This window comes from Agarivorans sp. TSD2052, from assembly GCF_023238625.1.
Taxonomy (GTDB): domain Bacteria; phylum Pseudomonadota; class Gammaproteobacteria; order Enterobacterales; family Celerinatantimonadaceae; genus Agarivorans.
The window spans coordinates 3,440,028-3,458,490 of record NZ_CP096670.1 but is presented as its reverse complement, the minus strand read 5'-3'; the positions used below and the strand labels follow the sequence as shown (position 1 = coordinate 3,458,490).

The following is an 18,463-nucleotide window of genomic DNA, read 5'->3' as shown; positions in this document are numbered from 1 at the left end:
TGAATTAAGCCTGAAATGGCGCTATTAAAATAGTGAAGGACAATAAATGGCTAAATTTATAGAAAATGGGCAACGTTACCAGCTTGATGACCCATGCATCGCGCCTAACAGTGCAGGGTACTTATGGAATCGAAAAATGATGGTGCACATGAACTGCCGTGGTTTTGCAGTGAGCCAATATATGGATCCTGAACCACGAAAATATGCCCATGTGCCTAACCTAGCAGCGCAGAGCTTTATGCAGCCTGAACAGCCTTATTTTAGTCACCATCCTGGTCGTTTTTTCTATTTGCGAGATAATCAAAGCGGTGAAATGTTTTCAGCGCCGTATGAGCCGATGAAGGTTGCGCTAGATAAGTTTGCCTTTGAACCCGGTTTAGCCGATATCCGCTGGCACCTTGAAAAACTAGGCGTTGCGTTGGATATTTCCTTAAGTTTATCTGAGGAAGATGTGGTAGAGATTTGGCAAGTGAAGCTGAGTAACTTGACGAAACAGCCACGAGATCTGTCTCTCATTCCTTATTTTCCGGTTGGCTATGCTTCATGGATGAATATGGGCGGCCATTTTGATGCAGCTCTCAATGCTATTGTTTGCAGTAGCGTTACCCCATATCAAGTGGTAGCAGACTACTTCAAAAACCAACATTTTAAAGATATCACCTTCTTGGCTGCCGATCGCCAGCCCGATTTTTATGAAGTATCGCAAAGTGAGTTTGAAGGAGAGGGAGGCTTGCACAATCCTTCGGCACTGCAAGCAGGAAGAAATTTAGCCAATGGTGAAGCCCATTACGAGCTGCCAGCGGCGATTATGCAGTTTCATTATCCATTGGCCGCTAATCAGAGTCAGACGTTAAGGTTATTGTTTGGGCCAGCAAAAGATAAGGCCGAAATTAGTGCCCTTACTCAACGCTATTTATATCAACATGCTGGCGACCAGCAGGCCTACCAAGCTTATATAGCCCAAGGGCAAGGCTGCCTAAATGTAGAAACGCCAGACCAACAGTTTAATCACTTTGTTAATCATTGGTTGCCTAGGCAAATCTTTTATCACGGCGACAGCAATAGGCTAACCACTGATCCGCAAACCCGCAATTATTTACAAGATGCGATGGGTATGGTGTATCTAAACCCTAGCGCTACCAAAGCGGCCATTATTACCGCACTGCAGCAGCAAAAGTTCAGCGGGGCGATGCCCGACGGTATATTGCTCACCGCAGATGCCGAGCTTAAATACATAAATAAGGTTCCGCACACTGACCATCCGGTGTGGCTGTCTATTGTAGTAAATGCTTACCTGCAAGAAACCGCTGACTATGCCTTTTTGCAGTTACCCTTAGGCTGGGTTGATAAAGATGTGCAAAGCAGTGTATTTGAACACGTGAGCAAAGCCATGTTGTTTTTAAGTGACGCAAATGATGAACGCGGTTTACCCTATATTGCTCAGGGAGATTGGTGTGACCCCATGAACATGGTGGGTTATCAAGGTAAAGGCGTATCAGGTTGGTTAGCAGAGGCCATTTCTTATGCCTTACAGCTATGGGCTCCGATTTGTGAACAACAGCAACAGAGCGAATTAGCGACTAAATTGAGATTGCATGCCGAGCAGTTAAATAAACGGATCAATCACTACTTTTGGGATGGTGCGTGGTATGGGCGAGGCATTACCGATAATGGCCGTTTATTTGGCATTAACAGCGACAGCGAAGGCAAAATTTTTCTTAATGCTCAAAGTTGGGCCTTGCTATGTGGCGCGGCTAGCCAGCAGCAAAAGCAACTTATCCTACATGCTATTGACGAGCAGCTAGATACCCCATATGGCGTAATGATGAGTGCGCCAGCCTTTACCACAATGCATGATGATATAGGCCGGGTCAGTCAAAAATGGCCTGGCAGCGCTGAAAATGGGTCGGTCTATAATCACGCAGCAGCATTCTATGCTGCCTCGTTATACGCCAGTGATGAAGCCGATAGAGCGTTTGATGTATTACGCAAAATGATCCCCAGTAATCATCAAGACGATCTAAAGAGGCGGGGGCAATTGCCGGTTTATCTGCCAAACTATTATCGCGGCGCATATTATCAATACCCACGAACAGCAGGCCGTTCAAGTCACTTATTTAATACTGGCACTGGAGCTTGGTTTTATCAGCAGACCATAGAGAAAATGTTTGGTTTAAAGGGGTGTGAACAAGGCTTAGGTATATGTCCGCAGCTACCGAGTCGCTGGCATCAAGTGAGTATTGTTCGCCACTTTCGAGGGGCGTTTTTTCATATCAACTATAGCCGTTCTAAGGCCTTGAGCGACAACACCATCAAGGTACAACAAACTTGGCCAAATGCAGCGCAAGGCGCTCATTTAGTCTTAAAACAAACAGAAAGGGGCGTAGTCGTTAGTGGGTTTATGCAGGCCGAACATTACTATTTAACAGTGCAGTTAGCAGCAGGTGGTGTCACTGACACAGCCCCAACCGTGGCGGCTTAAATGATATGAAAGCTAACGTCGCTAAGGTGTATATTGTCATGGGCGTTTCAGGCTCAGGCAAGTCAAGTATTGGTCAAGCTTTGGCAGAGCGCTTAGGCATAGCGTTTATTGACGGAGATGATTTACACCCCAGTGATAACATCAAAAAAATGTGCCGTGGTGAGCCGCTTAATGATAAAGACCGCCAGCCCTGGCTTAATCGTATTCGCCAGCAGGCTAGGCAATGTCTCGCTGAGCAACACAGTGTCGTGATTGTGTGTTCTGCCCTTAAAAAGCACTACCGAGATACCCTACGTCAAGCAGGCCATGAGGTAGTGTTCATTTTTCTAGATGGCTCTTTCCAGCTAATTAGCCAGCGTTTAGCGGGGCGTAGCGAGCACTTTATGCCCAGTGAATTACTGGCCAGTCAATTTGCTAGCTTAGAAGTGCCATCTACAACAGAAACTGATGTGCTTAGAACTGACATCAATGGCTCTGTTCGCCAAATAGTCAGTCGTTGTATTTCAGCTATTGCGCGGAGTGAGCAAGCCCATCAACCTTTGCCAAGAGCGTAACCAATGAATCCAATTATTCAACAAGTCACTCAAGATATTCGCCAACGTAGCCTTGCTTTGCGCCAAGCCTACGTCTCGAGAATGCAAGCTCAAGCTGAGCAAGGTAGCACTCGAGCTAGTCTCAGTTGCGGCAATTTGGCGCATGCTGTAGCAGCGTGCAACAGCGAGCAAAAAGGCCAGCTATTGGATTTTACTCGGGTGAACGTAGCTATTATTAGTGCTTATAACGATATGTTAAGTGCTCATCAACCTTATGCGAGCTATCCGCAACAAATTAAAGAAATACTCATTAAATTAGGGCATAGCGGGCAAGTAGCCGGAGGCGTGCCCGCCATGTGTGATGGGGTTACCCAAGGCCAAGAGGGTATGGATCTATCGCTGTACTCACGAGATCTTATTGCCCAAAGCACCGCTATTGGTTTAAGTCATCAAGGCTTTGATGCCTGCTTGCTACTTGGCGTATGTGACAAAATCGCGCCAGGTCAATTAATGGGGGCCTTAGCTTTTGGCCATTTACCTACGGCTTTTGTGCCTAGTGGGCCAATGCCTTCGGGGATCTCTAACCAAGAAAAAGTGGCTATGCGTCAACAGCACGCAGCGGGTGAGCTAGGAGACCAAGCCCTACAAGACATAGAGTGTAAAGCCTATCATGCGCCGGGAACCTGTACTTTCTATGGTACGGCTAATACTAATCAGCTGGTGTTTGAAGCCATGGGGCTGATGTTGCCGGGTAGCGCCTTTGTTCCCACCAATTCTAATTTGCGTAATAAGCTAACCGATAAGCTCGCCAGCCACATGGTATCGATTGCTTTGGGGAGTGGCGATTATCGTCCTCTATATCGGATAGTCGATGAGAAGTGTCTAGTTAACGGGTTAGTGGCCTTAATGGCATCAGGGGGCAGTACTAACCATACGCTGCATATGATTGCGATAGCGCGCAGCGCAGGGATAATTCTAAATTGGGATGATTTTGCCAAACTGGCAAGCTGTGTGCCTCAATTAACCCGCATGTATCCTAATGGGCCGGCCGATATCAATGCTTTTGAACAAGCCGGAGCGGTTCCCTGCTTAATGCGTTTGCTCGCCCAGCGAAAGCTAATTCATATGGACGCCAGTACCATTTACGGCACGGTTAGCGACTACTTAAAGCAAGCTTGCTTGGAAGATAATCGCATAAGTTGGGTGCCAGTGCTCGCCTCTAAAGATCCTGCAGTGATTGCCGCCGACGATCAGCAGTTTTCCAATAGCGGTGGTTTACAGGTATTAGCCGGTAACCTAGGACGGGCAGTGATTAAGACCAGTGCTTTAGAGGCCTCGCAGCGAGTGATTACAGCCTCTGCTCGGGTGTTTGATAGCCAGCATGATGTTGCAGAAGCTTATCAAAAAGGAGAGTTTAACCAAGATGTGGTGGTGGTGGTTCGTTATAACGGGCCATCGGCCAATGGAATGCCAGAGTTGCATAAACTCATGCCGGTATTGGCTAACTTACAAAACAAGGGTTTTAAAGTTGCATTAGTGACTGATGGTCGTCTGTCTGGAGCATCAGGGAAAATCCCTTCAGCTATTCATTTAAACCCTGAAACGGCAAAGGGCGGTATATTGAGTAAGCTGCGAGACGGGGACATTATTCATTTAGATGCTAACCAAGGGATCTTAGATTGCAGGCTGACCGCGCAACAGCTACAACAACGAGAGTCGCAAGCTGATAGTAAACCAGACCAACATGTTGGCACTGGGCGTGAACTGTTTAGCCCATTTCGACGCTTAATTAGCAGTGCTGAAACAGGGGCCACGGTATTGTTTGACTCGTTTTAAGCTGAGGGAGGGCGGTTTATGGCAGCTAGATAGCTGAATGTTAGCTATCTAGCCCTTACAATCAATATAAAGCGATTTGGTTAAACGTACCGTTTTAAATAGTTCAGCTGGCCTTAACTAGACTCAATTAGCTGGTTCATATCAGTAATTAACTGATTGAAGGCGATACGGTCCTGCTTGTCGATAGCCGATGCCAACGGAATTTTAGCTTTCATCGGGTTGACTGCTCGACCATTGATGTGAAATTCATAATGTAAATGCGGACCGGTAGAACGGCCGGTATTGCCCGATTCGGCAATCACTTGACCACGAGTGACTCGCTGGCCTTTCCGCACTTTAAACTTATTCAAATGTAAGTAACGAGAGCGGTACTTACCACCATGCTGAATCACGATATATTTGCCAGCGTAAGGGTGGTTTTCGATGCGAGTGATCACACCATCACCGGCCGCTAATACAGGGGTGCCAATAGCTACACCAAAATCAGTGCCGTTGTGTGGCGAAATTCGGCCAGTAATGGGGTGCTTCCGACGGGGATTAAAGGGCGAACTAACACGTTGCTTACGTTTTAATGGAATGCGCATAAAGGCGCGGGCTAAACTTTCGCCCTCTTTATCGTAATAGTTACCGTTACTAAATAGGTAAGCGCTATATTCGTTACCACGATTAAAAATACGCACCGCACTTATTTCACTTTGACCGGTGAGCGCCCCGTCAATGTACTGGCGATTTCTTACTACTTGAAAGACGTCACCAGCCCTAAAGTCTCTCGAAAAACGAATCTTGTCTTGAAACATTTGGGACACTTGGTCGACTTCGTTGGCATTTAATCCTGCTTTGCGTGCCGAGACGTAAAAGCTACCTTCAATGGTGCCGCTAATGGCTTGTTTTTGCCATTGACCTTCAATAGTGACGGTTTCATATTCAAAGCTGGTGGCATCCACTCTTTTAAACACGATTTGCTGAGCAGGGTTAAAGGCCAACTGTAAGGCTTGTAACTCTTGCTTATCGTGGTCAATGGTAAATGTAAGTTGGTGTCCAAGGCTTAAAGTATCTAACGCTAGCACCGATATATCGGCTTCTAGTACTTGATACATGGTGGTTTGATCAATGTTGAAGCGAGTAAAGATTTTGCCTAAGGTATCACCTTTTTTTATCGTGTAGCGGTAAGTTTGTACACTATTTTCTAATGCATTACTGGGTTCGGCCGCAGCCTGTGGGGCATCATTTTCTTTAGTGACGCTTGGCTCAGCGTGTTGTTTAAACTGTTCAGCACTGGGTTCTGTTTGGGTCGTTTTACTCGCTAATTCAATCGTCTTGCGAGAGCTTGGCGCTAACTCAAATACTTGGGTGTCATTATCTTGATTAAAGCTGTTTTGCGGAAGCTCAATCAATTGACGTGAGCTACTGGTTGTTGACTGCTGCGTTGGCCAAATACTGGCTATGGTGATGACAGCACCACAAGCCAATATAAGCTGCCAGTGTTTACTGGGTAGCTTGCTAGGTCGGCCAAACATTTGGGCTTTACTGTTGAACATACTATCTATTACCTATCACACACTGTCTTAATGCAGCTGTTGTTTTAGTGTTATTGGTGATGAACAGAGTCTTTTTGCAAGTTAATGTCATGGTGTTTGCCTGTGTTGGCAACCAGAACATAATCCTTGAAACTCGTAAGTTTGTGGATGCAAACTAAATCCCTGTTTACCCGCAAAGTTATCCAGTTCAGTTTTTAGTTGGTTGGATAAATCAAGTTGAGTCACTGATTTACAATCGGTACATATTAATAGCGGCTTAGGCCCAAAAGACGTATCTTGTTGGCTAACCAGATAGCGGCTGCTGGATTCTAAGTGCTGAATGAAATGATGCTGTAATAAAAACTCCAACGCACGGTAAACGGTAGGTGGTTTAGTTTTCGGTTGCTGTTTTTGCAGCTCGGCTAAAATGTCATAAGCGCTTAAGGGCTCATTACTGCGGTGCAGTAAGGCTAATACCGCCTCACGATTAGGCGTAAAGTTAAGCTTAAGTTCGCTACAGTAATCACTAACGTGTTGTATGTATTCTACTGTAGACATGAATTTCCGATTGAGAACAGTGAGTTGGATGTAAACCTTCAGCAGGTCTACAAATTTGAGCGTTACATTATAACAATGAGCTTAAGTTGGCAAGTCAGCTTTGTCATCTATATAGCAATTTGTGAGTGCTGGCTCACTATTTAAGCGCTTGTAAACAAATGACTATTTTCATTTCTGGTGTAAATTAGGGTTAAGCCTATAGCGAGTGTTAAATCCTTATTCACTGCCGTTGCCGTTCTATTCCACTAAAATTGATTTGCAGTCTTCTACACTGGCAAATTCTAACAGTAACAAGAACCGCGCTTTGAAAGCGCTGAGAGACGTGCGGGTGTATTGGTTTAGTTTTACTCAGATTGAGTGAATTTCACCTGCTTTGCTTGCTTTGTAAGCACTCAGTGCTAATTTTATAAAAATCGGTTGACTTGTTTGGGCTAAAAACGTTTAATAGCCGCCGTTGCCCGGATAGCTCAGTCGGTAGAGCAGAGGATTGAAAATCCTCGTGTCGGTGGTTCGATTCCGCCTCCGGGCACCACCTTTAAAAAGCCTGCATTTATGCAGGCTTTTTTCGTTTCAGGTTTTAAGCCTAGCCTATCCCTCACACCGTTATTGGCCTCGACTTATCGTTGCAGTGATTAATTCACTGAGTAGTGGATCAGATCATTAAACACCACCGCTTGTTGACTGAGGTTGCGATAGCCATGTTCTTGGTCGCCGGCAAACCGTATTGCTTGTCCTTTGCTTAATGGTATCCACTGCCCTTTTATTAGCACTTCCATTTCACCGCTAATGACCACAATATGCTCGCTGACACCAGGTTCGTGGGCTTCAGATAAGCGCTCATAACCTGGTAATAAGGTTAACTCAAACATCTCAAAGCCATAATGGGGATCAAAGGGAAATAATGTGGCAACCAACATGCTGTCGCTGGCGGGCTGTTGGCGAAGCTGCTCGGCGCTTCTTACCTCTGAGTGTTGACTATCACTTAAGCTAGGCTCTATAAAATAAGATAGAGACGTATTAAACCCTCCGGCAATTTTCCATAAGGTTGCGATAGTTGGGCTCGACTCACCGCGTTCGATCTGGCCTAACATTGCTTTACTTACTCCCGTTTCTTGCGCCGCTTTGGTTAAGCTCCACTGTTTTTGTTGCCGTTTGGTTTTTAGCATTTGAGCGAGGTACTGATTGAGAGCTTGCACTTGAAGACCTTTGATTGACTAGTATTTAATTCTTGTATGTTATAGCGCACAAGTGCTAGGCTTGTCCATGTTGTGCGTTATAGCGCACGGGTGGGTTAAAGGTAATTGAGCTTGTTAGGGAGGGCTTTAGCTTGCGACGTTTAATAAGTTTGTCACATATATCAGCGGGCTTCATTGCGGTTTTAGTTGGCTATAGCAGTTCTGCTGTAATTATCTTTCAAGCCGCTGCCGCAGTCGGTGCAAGTGAACAGCAAATCGCCTCGTGGTTATGGGCGCTTGGTTTAGGAATGGGGTGCAGTAGCATTGGCTTGTCACTTTATTATAAGCAGCCGGTTCTTACCGCTTGGTCAACACCAGGCGCGGCTTTATTGGTAACCAGTTTATCTGGTTTGTCGATAAACGAGGCTGTAGGGGCATTTTTATTTAGTTCGCTACTTATTACACTTTGTGGCTTAAGTGGTTTGGTAGACAAGCTAATCAAATGGATCCCTCAGTCTTTGGCGGCGGCAATGTTGGCGGGCGTGTTGTTGCAGTTTTGCTTACAGCTGTTTACGGCTCTTGAGAGCCAATTACTATTCGTTGGGCCCATGCTCGCGTGTTACTTGCTGGTTCGCTATGCCCTGCCACGTTACGTGATGCTGATTAGCTTAATGCTTGGTTGTAGTATCGCTTATGCCTTAGGTTTGTTGGATGGTAGCAAATTGAGTTTGGATTTAGCCCGCCCAGAATGGATTAGTCCGGTATTATCATTTCAAGCGATGGTTGGGGTCGGGTTACCATTATTTATCGTGACCATGGCTTCGCAAAATATGCCAGGCATTGCCGCGTTGCATGCCAATGGGTATCGGCCTCCAATCTCGCCACTTATCTCTTGGACCGGCATTACTGGGCTGCTACTGGCTCCATTTGGCGGTTTCGCATTTAATTTGTCGGCCATAACGGCTGCAATATGTATGGGGAAAGACGCGGACGAAGACCCTAGCAGGCGTTATTGGGCTGCTGTTTGGGCCGGCGTTTTTTATGTTGCGGTCGGTTTATTGGGAGCAACTGTGGTAAGCGTATTCTCGGCTTTTCCTGAAGCATTAGTGATGGCGATAGCGGGCTTAGCTTTATTGAGCACGGTGGCCAATAGCTTGGCGACAGCTCTGGCTCAGCCTAACGGGCGAGATGCCGCTGTAATAACCTTTGTTGCTACAGCTTCTGGTTTTAGTATAGGAGGCATTGGTAGCGCCTTTTGGGGCTTGAGCTTGGGCTTATTGGTACATTATTTCGCCGCATATTTAGCGCGTTGTAAATGATTGAACGGCTTAATATCTTCATTTATTTAGTATAATTGGTTAACGTAGTGATACACGCTTAAAAATGGTTGCACAGATGCTAAAACGGCTGGGTAAAGGCTTGTTGTGGTTGTTTGTAGGTATAATGATTAGTGCTGAAATTATGGTTTTAGCACTGCGCTGGATAGACCCTCCTATTTGGGCATGGCGAATTCACCGAAGTATTGACCCTCCAAGTAGTTACCCTCAGCAAATTAACCATGATTGGCGGGGCATCGATGAGATCAGTCCAAATATGAGCTTGGCAGTAGTGGCTGCAGAAGACCAAAAGTTTCCCGTTCATTGGGGGATAGACTTCGCATCGATATGGCAAGCAGTGAAAGACAATCAGCAGGGCTCTAGGCTACGTGGCGCCAGTACCATCACCCAGCAAACCGCAAAGAATCTGTGGTTGTGGCCCAGTCAAAGCTATTGGCGTAAAGCACTAGAAGCGGGTTTCAGCTTAATGCTAGAACTTAACCTCAGTAAGTCTCGTATTTTGGAAGTTTACTTAAACATTGCCGAGTATGGGCCTGGTATTTATGGCGTAGAAGCCGCTAGTCAGCATTACTTTAAGCATTCGTCTAAACGATTAAGTCGTGAACAAGCGGCCAGTTTGGCGGCTTTATTGCCTAGTCCTTATCGCTATCAATTGTGGCCGCGTTCAGCCTATATCAATCAGCGCATTTTATGGATAAGCCAACAAATGCGCCAGTTAGGTGGTAACTATCTAGACTTGAAGTAATTCAATCAACATCAGCTAGAGAGCCGCTTGAAATAGCTGAACCGTATATTGTGCGGAGTGTTTCAAAACCAGTAATATCACAAATATGGATATAGCAATTAAGCCAGCTTTGGACAGGGTTTTTAAGAATTGAAATAGCATAATGACCTCACTTTTTGTTTAGCCATCCTTGGTGCTTATCTGTTTAAAATTATAAGTGATAGCGAACAGCAGAGAAACGGAAAAACTTGTTTTACATCAAACTGGCTTGCTGTTTTTTTGAACGTTTATTGATGGTGTGAGCCGCTTCAAAGTCATGATTATCGTCTTGTTTGGTGGTAAATAAAAATGATAACAATTATCACTATTGTTGCGTAAGTTGATGGAATGTAAATGTAATGTGTGTTTGCTGGTGCTTGGTATATACTCATTGATTAGATAATTGATGAGTAAGGAGCGTGCTAATGAAAGCTGAACCTACAATAATCGCCTTGTTAAATAAGGTGCTTACAAGCGAGTTAACCTCAATCAATCAATATTTTCTGCATGCCAGAATGTATCGCAACTGGGGCTTTGATGCGCTAAATGAAAAAAACTACAAAAAATCAATTAAGGATATGAAACAGGCCGACAAATTGATGGAGCGGATCCTGTTTTTGGAAAGTTTACCGCATGTACATATGCTGGGCAGCCTGCGTATCGGCGAGTCCACAGAAGAGATGCTGCAATGTGATATGGATTTTCAACTAGAGCAGTTGCCAATCCTCAAAGAGACGATAGCGGCTTGTGAAGCTGCCAGAGATTTTGTTAGCAGAGATTTAGTCGAAGATATTCTAAGTTATGAAGAAGATCACATAGATTGGATTGAAACCCAACAATATCAAATAGAAAAAATGGGTATAGAAAACTATTTAGCGGCGCAAATTACCGAAGGAGACGACTAATGAAGGGTGATAGTGAAGTCATAGATGCTCTTAATCGACTGTTAATGAACGAATTAACCGCGATGGATCAATACTTTATACACTCAAGAATGTATGAAGATTGGGGGATCAATAAACTTTATGAGCGCATTGATCATGAGTTTGATGATGAAAAAGGTCACGCATCATTACTTATTCAACGCATTCTTTTTTTAGAGGGAACTCCTGATTTGACTCAGCGAGAGCCACTGCGAGTAGGTAAAGATGTGCCAAGCATGTTAGAGAACGACTTAAAGGTAGAGTACGAGGTAGACGCTTTACTGAAAAGCACGATGGCTTTATGTGAAACTAAGCAAGACTACGTGACTCGGAATATGTTGCAAACATTGATCGACGATACCGAAATGGATCATGCTTATTGGTTAGAGCAACAGCTGGGAATGATCAAGAAAATTGGTTTAGAAAACTATATCCAAAGCCAGCTCTAATATCTAGTTAGGCCGACGGTGGATGCTGTCGGTTTTTGACAGTCTTAGTCTCGATGTTGGTGTGTTTGCCAATTTAGTATTGGCCAGCCTTTTTGTTTAGCTAAAAGACTAAGTTGAGGGCAAGGATTAACGGTGTAAGCTATGTCTACATGCTCTAGCATTGCTTGGTCGTTTATCGAATCGGAATAGAAATACAACGTAGTGTAGTGCTCGCGTTGTTCTGTTTGCCATTCTTGCAAGCGCATTACTTTGCCAGCTCTATAGCTGGCAATGCCTTCTATGTTAGCACTGTAGCGGTGATCATCCAGCACGAGATCAACACCAATACAGTGCTTAACTCCTAATAACTCAGCGGCAGCTTTTACGATGAAACTGACGGTAGCAGAGATAATTAAAATAGTTTTCTGCTGGGCCGTTAGCTGAGCTAATAATTGCTTGGCATCAGGATATATCAGCTGGCTTATATCTCGTTTAACAAACTCAATCACCAGCTTATCTATAAATCCTTTATCGAGGTGCTGTATGGGTTGCAGGCTAAATTGGATGTATTGCTGCAATTGCAATTCACCTAAGGCGTATAGCCTCATTAGCTCTGTATCTTTAGCGAGAAAACGGCTGTCTGTAATGAGACCTTTGTCCACTAGAAATTTGTGCCATAGCATTCCACTATCGCCAGCAATTAGGGTTTCATCTAAGTCGAATATATACAGTTCCAAAGCTTCCTCGGCTAAACGGCGTTACATGGCATGGACAGTTAATTAACACATTAAATCGTTTACAGCTAGGCAGAAAAAAGGCCAGCTTAGCTGGCCTTGATTGTTATGCAGTATCTTTCTTTAGATTTTCGGGTAAGCCGTCGGGTAGGGGGGCCCAACTGCGCTGTTGTGCTTCGCCATGAAGAACTTTGCGTAGTTTTTCATTCGCGGCTGCAGCGTAAATCTTCTCAGTTTTAATTTCTTCTTCTTTACGCTTGATGGCATCTTCCATATCAAACTGTAAATCTTTATAGCGCTTGCTTGTTGCTACGAAGACCAAACCAATCAATACCACTAGCACAGCGACTACGGCACCAAATAACCACCAAGCAATTCCTGACTGCTGAGGTTGACCGCTGCTTTCAGCTCGTTGTACTAACTCAACAATATGCGCACTCAACTTATTGTTTTGCTCACGCAGTTCGTCGCGTTGAGTTTGTAACTGGCTGAATTGTTCTTGCAGCTGTTTCTGTTGCCCAACATCGACATTGTTTTCAGTAATGGTTTTTTGTAGACCGAGCATTTGCTCATTAAGGCCTGCTAACTGCGTCTCTAATTGCTGATTGCGTTCAATCAGTTTTTGTTCCGCATTACTGCTACCAGCTTGCTCCACCTGGCTGTATAAGCTCTGGTTGGTTGCTGTTAGCGTTCTATTTTCATTACTAACTTTATCATTTAGTTGTAGTAAAGCTTGGTAATCAATCAGTTTACTATTTAAGTCATTCTGTAAACGCTGGTTGATTTTCTGCGTATCATTTAACGCAGATTGAAGTTTACTAATGGTTCGATTCTTCTTGTTTAAGTCGTCTTTGAGAACGGCTAAAGTTCGCTTCATCTCTGGGCTAGTCGTGCTTTTAGCTACCGCTTTTGGCTTAGGCTTAGGCTTAGGCTTCGCGACAGTTTTAGTTGCAGCAACCGTTGCGGTGGTAGCCGCTTTTGGCGCTTTTGGCACTGGCGGCGGCAATACCGCGCTAGCTTTTGTTGTGGTTGTTGCTTTTTTGGTTGTGCTTGCCGTATTGCTATATTTAGCGGGCAAAGACGTGTAGATCTTAGGGTCTTTCTCCACAATCCAAATGTTTAAGCCATGTTTACTTTTAATCCACTTCCACTCTTCAACACCCATATGGTGTGAAGCACCATTGGTAAGCGTGTAAGAAAATTGCTTAGCGTCGTTTCTTACTGGGATGGTAAATGCCACACCAAAGTCATCAAATTTGCTAGGCATTAATGGTGTATCGGGCGTAGTGCCCTTTCTTAAACGGAAATCGGTACGAGCGCCGACTTCTTTTCCGTTAACCATTTCTTCGCCAGCCCAAATGTGTAGGCCCCAACCATCGTAGTTGTTTGCTGTACTTTTGTAGTGCACGGTAACGTTAGCCGCAGTGGCAACTGTACTGATACACCAGAAAAGTAAAATAAATATGGATGCTCTTTGCACAATTACTCCATTAACTTGTTTAAGCTGCATGAAAGCATAATAACTAAAAAAACAGTAAAGAAGTAGCAAGTAGATCACCAATACAGTGTTAAATTTTAAAGAAAAATTGACACAGCTCCGATCTCTGAATCATTTCGGATAAAAATTGTACAATTTTTCATCTCTTTTAATTATGGGTTACGATGACTGATGATTCGCTTAGATTAAACCGATTGAGGAATAAGTAATGAAATATCGCCGTTTAGGACACTCTACTTTAGACGTCAGTGAAATTTGCTTAGGTACGATGACTTGGGGAGAGCAAAATACTCAGGCCGAGGCTTTTTCTCAACTTGATTTTGCGTTAGCTAACGGGGTTAATTTTGTTGATACCGCCGAAATGTATCCCGTTCCCCCTCAACAAACCACTCAAGGTGATACAGAAACCATACTCGGCCATTATATGAAGCAGCGTGATAATCGTGACGAGATTATCTTGGCGTCTAAAGTCGCGGCACCTTCTGGCAGTGATCGTGGCGGGTATATTCGTAGTGACATGACTTTAACTTGGAACAGCATTCATCAGGCGGTAGAAGATTCTTTGAATCGTTTACAGACCGACTATTTGGATTTATATCAGGTGCATTGGCCGGATAGGGCGACTAACTTTTTTGGTCAATTGAACTATTCACATAACGAGGATGCCGCTCAAACGCCGATTATTGAAACCTTAGAAGCATTAGCAGATTTGGTAAAAACCGGAAAAGTGCGCTACTTGGGAATATCTAATGAAACCCCTTGGGGAGCGATGCGTTACATTCAGTTGGCAGAAAAACACAATTTGCCAAAAATAGTGTCGGTACAAAACCCATATAATTTACTCAATCGTAGCTATGAAGTATCAATGGCTGAAATATCGCACCGTGAGAACCTACCGCTACTTGCTTACTCTCCCTTAGCGTTTGGTGCGTTGACGGGTAAGTATCTAAACGATCAATGGCCAGAAGGTGCTCGTTTAACCTTGTATAAACGTTTTGCCCGTTATGGCTCTGATCGAGCCCAGAAAGCTATTCAAGCTTATGTTGATCTTGCTAAAGAGTTCGGACTTAGTCCTGCCCAACTGGCTTTAGCCTTTGTCAACCAGCGTAGCTTTGTTGCCTCTAATATTATTGGTGCTACCAACCTAGAGCAATTAAAAGAGAATATTCAAAGCAGTCAAGTAGTCATTTCTGATGATATGGAGCAACGTATGCAAGAGTTGGGTGACGAACACCGTATCCCTTGTCCGTAAAGAATGACTGTAAAACTGAAGCGAGAACGACGATGAATAAGGGCGTAGACATTGACCCAATCCAGCCACTAACCGGGTTGTTAGCAGACATTCGAGCCTGTCGTTTATGCGCTAAGCAATTTGAACCTCGGCCGGTTATTCAGGCCTCGAAAGAGGCTCGCTTACTTATTATTGGTCAAGCACCGGGATTAAAAGTCCACCAAAGTGGAGTGCCATGGGATGATGTGAGTGGTAAACGCCTTCGTGAGTGGTTGGGCATTGATGAGGCAATCTTTTATAACCCGCAACATGTGGCGATTGTCCCCAGCGGGTTTTGTTACCCCGGTAAAGGCAAGCATGGGGATTTGCCTCCACCCAAGATATGTTTTGCCACTTGGCATCAACAGGTCTTGGCTGCGTTGCCAGAAGTGAAGCTTACCTTGCTCATCGGTCAGTATGCGCAAGCTCTTTATCTACCTAATGCCACTCAACGCAAACTGACTGATAAAGTTGCGAGTTTTGAACAGTTCAGCCAGCTGGGTATTTGGCCTCTACCTCATCCTTCGCCAAGAAATCGTCATTGGCTCGCTGCCAACCCTTGGTTTGAGCAAACCTTGTTACCCAAGCTAAAAATGGCGATTAGCGAGCTGTTGTTTAATAAGGCTTAATGTTCATTTAGTTGTTTTTCAAGCCATTGTTTGGGCGATAGTTCAATTCGACTCCGAAAGGCTCGGTTGAAACCCGATACGCTTTGGTAACCCACCGCCGTCGCTGTCCAAGCGATAGATTTACCACTTTTTAGTAGTTGTTGAGCATGGTTTATTTTCCAATCTACTAAGTAATCCCCTGGCGAGCTGCCAATCACTTTAGTAAAGGTTTCCATAAAACTGGTTCGTGACATGCCGGCTTGCTGGGCTAAGGACTCAATCGAATGAGGCGCCGCTGGACTAGCGTGTAGTAAGGCCAGCGCTAAAGAAAGTTTAGGGTGCATTAAACCAGCAATTATCCCTGTATCTGCTTGTTGTTGATTCAGATGATGACGCAGTAATAGGGTGATCAGAACTTCAACCAAGTGATCCATTATGACTAGCGCCCCTTCTTCTGGGGCGAACGCTTCAGCAAAGAGTAAATCGATGGTTCTAGACAATTGTGGCTGTTGCCCTAGCGCTAATACCAGTTGTGGAGGCAAGGCATTGGCTAAAGGGCTGCTAGTGTTGTTGCCATATCTTACGGTAGCGCACACCAGTTCAGCGGGTTGTTCATCATCGACTATCAGCCTATGTGCTAAGGGTTTAGGGAAAAAAATTAAACTTGGTTGGTCTACCGTTATTGTTTGTTTAGCATATTGAACTGATAGCTTTCCTTGTTTGAGCACATGAATATGACCCACCAACTCTTGGCTATTTTCAATGGTCGATAAACCACATAATTGACCAGAGTAAAAGACCCCTGCGGTTACCGAAAACTGTCGTAGTAAGGTGGATAAATGGTCCATCAATAACACTCCGTACTTTTCGCACCAACAAGCGGACGATTGTATCCCAATAGACCGGACTAAGGCGTTAAATTTTCATCATCGCAGTTAGCGGTTACTTTATGGAGAAAGACAATGAACAAATTGAAAGCAGCTATTCGTTATACCACTCTTGTTACGGCCTTGGCGTTTAGTGGATTGAGTTTTGCCGCTGATGTCGGCATCAGCGTGGATAGTAATGACTTGGCGATTAAGGGGTATGATCCGGTGGCCTATTTTTCTAGCGGCCAGCCCACACAAGGCACGGCTGATTATTCGGCAACTCACAATAACGCCATTTATCACTTTTCTTCTGCTAGCAATCGAGATGCATTTAAAGCAGAACCAGCCAAATACGCACCGCAATACGGTGGTTATTGCGCATTTGGTGTAGCCATGGAGAAAAAGTTTGAAACTGACCCAAATGCTTGGAAAATTGTCGACGGTAAACTTTACCTGAATCTAGATAAAAAAGTACAACAGCGCTGGTTGGAAAACACCCATGAATTGATTGTAGATGCTAACCAAAATTGGCCTGAAATAAAGCCGATTGATGCGGCTAAGTTATAGCTTTTAATTGCCACCGAAACAGAGCGCGTCGGTGGCTTAGTAGTATTGCTGGTAAAGCTCTTCTATTAGCTTAGCCAGTTTAAAGTCCCGTTCACTCACCCCGCCTAGTTCATGAGTCGTTAGGCTTATATCTACTTTGTTATAGCAATTGCTCCAATCTGGGTGGTGGTTTTGTTGCTCGGCGTAATCAGCCACTCTTCCCATAAATTCAAAAGCTTGAACAAAGTCTTTAAATTGGTAGTTGTTTGAAATGGCATTATCTTGGTATTGCCAGTTGGGTAAGTGTTTCAGAGCCCTCTGTATCGCTGGCTTACTAAGCACTTGTTGCTCTGCCATTGTCATCTCCAAAATGGTCGGTGTTCTATTGAGCCTAGGTTAGCTTGAGCGATATGCCAGTTTGACTAACATGGGCAATAGATAAATAGGCAACTGTATCGCCCCCATATAAATCATATATTCCGCCCCCAAAAAACTACCCGTAACGCTATAAGTGAGTAGTACATTGCGATTGGTAGCAGTGATAGCGCTAATTATTGCCAAGTCTTTTCCTTGTCGTAGATAAAGCCAAAAGCTACTAACAAATAGTAATGTGGATATGCTACTCGCAATTAGCAAATATTCTAATGCTAGGCTGGGACGGGCATTAAACACCTCTCGAAATGCCCCCATAAGGCCCAAAGGAAAGAAAAAAACCAATACGATGGTAAAAGGGCGAATTCGTATCAAGGCTTGTTCAATCAGTTTTGCCTTAATGAGCTTATGGCAAAGTAAGCTAACAATGATGGGAAGAAGGATAAAAATCGCTAAACGTTGACTGTATACCTGCAAATCCAGTGTTAGCTGCTCAGCGCCACTGAAGCGGCTAAAAATAAAGCCATTGAGCAGCAATATAAAAGGCATTAAAAGGGTCGACGCAATTGTCATCGCCATGCAGCGCTGCGCATCTAAACCTAAAGAACGCACAATGGCAGGGCTGGCGAATAAAGACCCGGTGGCGCAGGTAGCGGCTATTGCTAAATATAACTGGCTATTGATGTTTAGCAGCCAAACTAACAACATGACTAAAGCGGTAACCCCTAAAGTATGCCAAAGGGCGTATAGCCATACCGACACCTGGCACAAATCTTTTACTAAAGTCCCTATGTGTAGGCTGACAATGGTGAGCAACATTAAGCCAAACAATACGCTTGGTAAATAAGGCAGTAGCGCGTTTGAAAGCTGAGGGAAGCTAAAACCGATGATGACACAGCTTGCCAGTAATTGAGTTGAATATCGAGAAATTAGCGCTAGCAAATCCATGCCTCTTTATGTAGTTAAATCATAGTATTAGATATTGAATTTTAGTATGTTGAGTTTGACGCTTCA

Annotated in this window: 18 protein-coding genes and 1 tRNA gene; 11 read left to right on the top strand and 8 right to left on the bottom strand. The window is 44.3% G+C overall.

What is annotated here, in order from left to right:
- Window positions 1-46 precede the first annotated feature (46 nt).
- The 3 genes from M0C34_RS15715 to edd are packed head-to-tail and all read left to right on the top strand — an operon-like array spanning window position 47 to window position 4,851.
- Window positions 47-2,482 (top strand): GH36-type glycosyl hydrolase domain-containing protein, encoded by a 2,436-nt coding sequence (locus tag M0C34_RS15715; protein ID WP_248712628.1) that lies wholly within the window; start codon window positions 47-49, stop codon window positions 2,480-2,482.
- Window positions 2,483-2,487: 5 nt separating this feature from the next.
- Window positions 2,488-3,036 (top strand): gluconokinase, encoded by a 549-nt coding sequence (locus M0C34_RS15710; protein ID WP_248712627.1) that lies wholly within the window; start codon window positions 2,488-2,490, stop codon window positions 3,034-3,036.
- Window positions 3,037-3,039: 3 nt separating this feature from the next.
- On the top strand, window positions 3,040-4,851 hold the full coding sequence (edd, locus tag M0C34_RS15705; protein ID WP_248712626.1) for a phosphogluconate dehydratase: 1,812 nt from the start codon (window positions 3,040-3,042) through the stop codon (window positions 4,849-4,851).
- A gap of 113 nt (window positions 4,852-4,964) precedes the next feature.
- Here edd and M0C34_RS15700 read toward each other — a convergent pair whose 3' ends face one another.
- Window positions 4,965-6,389, bottom strand: coding sequence for a peptidoglycan DD-metalloendopeptidase family protein (locus M0C34_RS15700; RefSeq protein ID WP_248712625.1), 1,425 nt, complete (start codon window positions 6,387-6,389; stop codon window positions 4,965-4,967).
- 87 nt (window positions 6,390-6,476) lie between these two features.
- Window positions 6,477-6,926, bottom strand: coding sequence for a Fur family transcriptional regulator (locus M0C34_RS15695; RefSeq protein ID WP_248712624.1), 450 nt, complete (start codon window positions 6,924-6,926; stop codon window positions 6,477-6,479).
- Between the two features lie 456 nt (window positions 6,927-7,382).
- On the opposite strand from M0C34_RS15695, the gene M0C34_RS15690 reads away from it, so the two are divergent.
- Window positions 7,383-7,458, top strand: a tRNA-Phe gene (locus tag M0C34_RS15690).
- Between the two features lie 100 nt (window positions 7,459-7,558).
- Here the strand turns inward: M0C34_RS15690 and M0C34_RS15685 are convergent.
- Window positions 7,559-8,122: a helix-turn-helix domain-containing protein gene (locus M0C34_RS15685; RefSeq protein ID WP_248712623.1), complete on the bottom strand. Its 564-nt coding sequence runs from the start codon at window positions 8,120-8,122 to the stop codon at window positions 7,559-7,561.
- Window positions 8,123-8,226: 104 nt separating this feature from the next.
- Between M0C34_RS15685 and M0C34_RS15680 the strand changes: the two genes are divergently transcribed.
- The 4 genes from M0C34_RS15680 (at window position 8,227) to bfr (M0C34_RS15665) (ending at window position 11,573) form a co-directional block, all read left to right on the top strand.
- Window positions 8,227-9,420 (top strand): benzoate/H(+) symporter BenE family transporter, encoded by a 1,194-nt coding sequence (locus tag M0C34_RS15680; protein WP_256469391.1) that lies wholly within the window; start codon window positions 8,227-8,229, stop codon window positions 9,418-9,420.
- Between the two features lie 76 nt (window positions 9,421-9,496).
- Window positions 9,497-10,183, top strand: coding sequence for a monofunctional biosynthetic peptidoglycan transglycosylase (gene mtgA, locus M0C34_RS15675; protein WP_248712621.1), 687 nt, complete (start codon window positions 9,497-9,499; stop codon window positions 10,181-10,183).
- Window positions 10,184-10,626: 443 nt separating this feature from the next.
- A complete protein-coding gene (gene bfr, locus M0C34_RS15670) occupies window positions 10,627-11,106 on the top strand; it encodes a bacterioferritin (protein ID WP_248712620.1) in 480 nt (159 codons plus the stop codon).
- Window positions 11,106-11,573, top strand: coding sequence for a bacterioferritin (bfr, locus tag M0C34_RS15665; RefSeq protein WP_248712619.1), 468 nt, complete (start codon window positions 11,106-11,108; stop codon window positions 11,571-11,573). The genes bfr (M0C34_RS15670) and bfr (M0C34_RS15665) overlap by 1 nt, the downstream gene beginning before the upstream one ends.
- Window positions 11,574-11,617: 44 nt before the next feature.
- On the opposite strand, the gene M0C34_RS15660 is transcribed toward bfr (M0C34_RS15665), so the two are convergent.
- Together M0C34_RS15660 and M0C34_RS15655 are read right to left on the bottom strand one after the other, a co-directional pair.
- A complete protein-coding gene (locus M0C34_RS15660; RefSeq protein WP_248712618.1) occupies window positions 11,618-12,289 on the bottom strand; it encodes an HAD family hydrolase in 672 nt (223 codons plus the stop codon).
- A 103-nt stretch (window positions 12,290-12,392) separates the two neighbouring features.
- A complete protein-coding gene (locus M0C34_RS15655) occupies window positions 12,393-13,766 on the bottom strand; it encodes a pullulanase-associated domain-containing protein (RefSeq protein ID WP_248712617.1) in 1,374 nt (457 codons plus the stop codon).
- A 226-nt stretch (window positions 13,767-13,992) separates the two neighbouring features.
- Between M0C34_RS15655 and M0C34_RS15650 the strand changes: the two genes are divergently transcribed.
- Together M0C34_RS15650 and M0C34_RS15645 are read left to right on the top strand one after the other, a co-directional pair.
- Window positions 13,993-15,036 carry an NADP(H)-dependent aldo-keto reductase gene (locus M0C34_RS15650; protein WP_248712616.1) on the top strand — a complete coding sequence of 348 codons (1,044 nt, stop codon included), beginning with the start codon at window positions 13,993-13,995 and terminating at the stop codon, window positions 15,034-15,036.
- A 32-nt stretch (window positions 15,037-15,068) separates the two neighbouring features.
- Window positions 15,069-15,683: a uracil-DNA glycosylase family protein gene (locus tag M0C34_RS15645; RefSeq protein ID WP_248712615.1), complete on the top strand. Its 615-nt coding sequence runs from the start codon at window positions 15,069-15,071 to the stop codon at window positions 15,681-15,683.
- Here M0C34_RS15645 and M0C34_RS15640 read toward each other — a convergent pair.
- Entirely contained in the window at window positions 15,680-16,510 is an 831-nt protein-coding gene (locus M0C34_RS15640; RefSeq protein ID WP_248712614.1) for an AraC family transcriptional regulator, read from the bottom strand. The genes M0C34_RS15645 and M0C34_RS15640 overlap by 4 nt on opposite strands.
- A 114-nt stretch (window positions 16,511-16,624) precedes the next feature.
- Here M0C34_RS15640 and M0C34_RS15635 point away from each other — a divergent pair, with 114 nt between their 5' ends.
- On the top strand, window positions 16,625-17,098 hold the full coding sequence (locus tag M0C34_RS15635) for a YHS domain-containing (seleno)protein (RefSeq protein ID WP_248712613.1): 474 nt from the start codon (window positions 16,625-16,627) through the stop codon (window positions 17,096-17,098).
- A gap of 36 nt (window positions 17,099-17,134) precedes the next feature.
- Here M0C34_RS15635 and M0C34_RS15630 read toward each other — a convergent pair whose 3' ends face one another.
- Both M0C34_RS15630 and M0C34_RS15625 read right to left on the bottom strand, forming a co-directional pair.
- Window positions 17,135-17,434, bottom strand: a complete 300-nt coding sequence (locus M0C34_RS15630) for a 4a-hydroxytetrahydrobiopterin dehydratase (protein ID WP_248712612.1) — start codon at window positions 17,432-17,434, stop codon at window positions 17,135-17,137.
- 39 nt (window positions 17,435-17,473) lie between these two features.
- On the bottom strand, window positions 17,474-18,397 hold the full coding sequence (locus tag M0C34_RS15625) for a hypothetical protein (RefSeq protein ID WP_248712611.1): 924 nt from the start codon (window positions 18,395-18,397) through the stop codon (window positions 17,474-17,476).
- Between the last annotated feature and the right edge of the window lie 66 nt (window positions 18,398-18,463).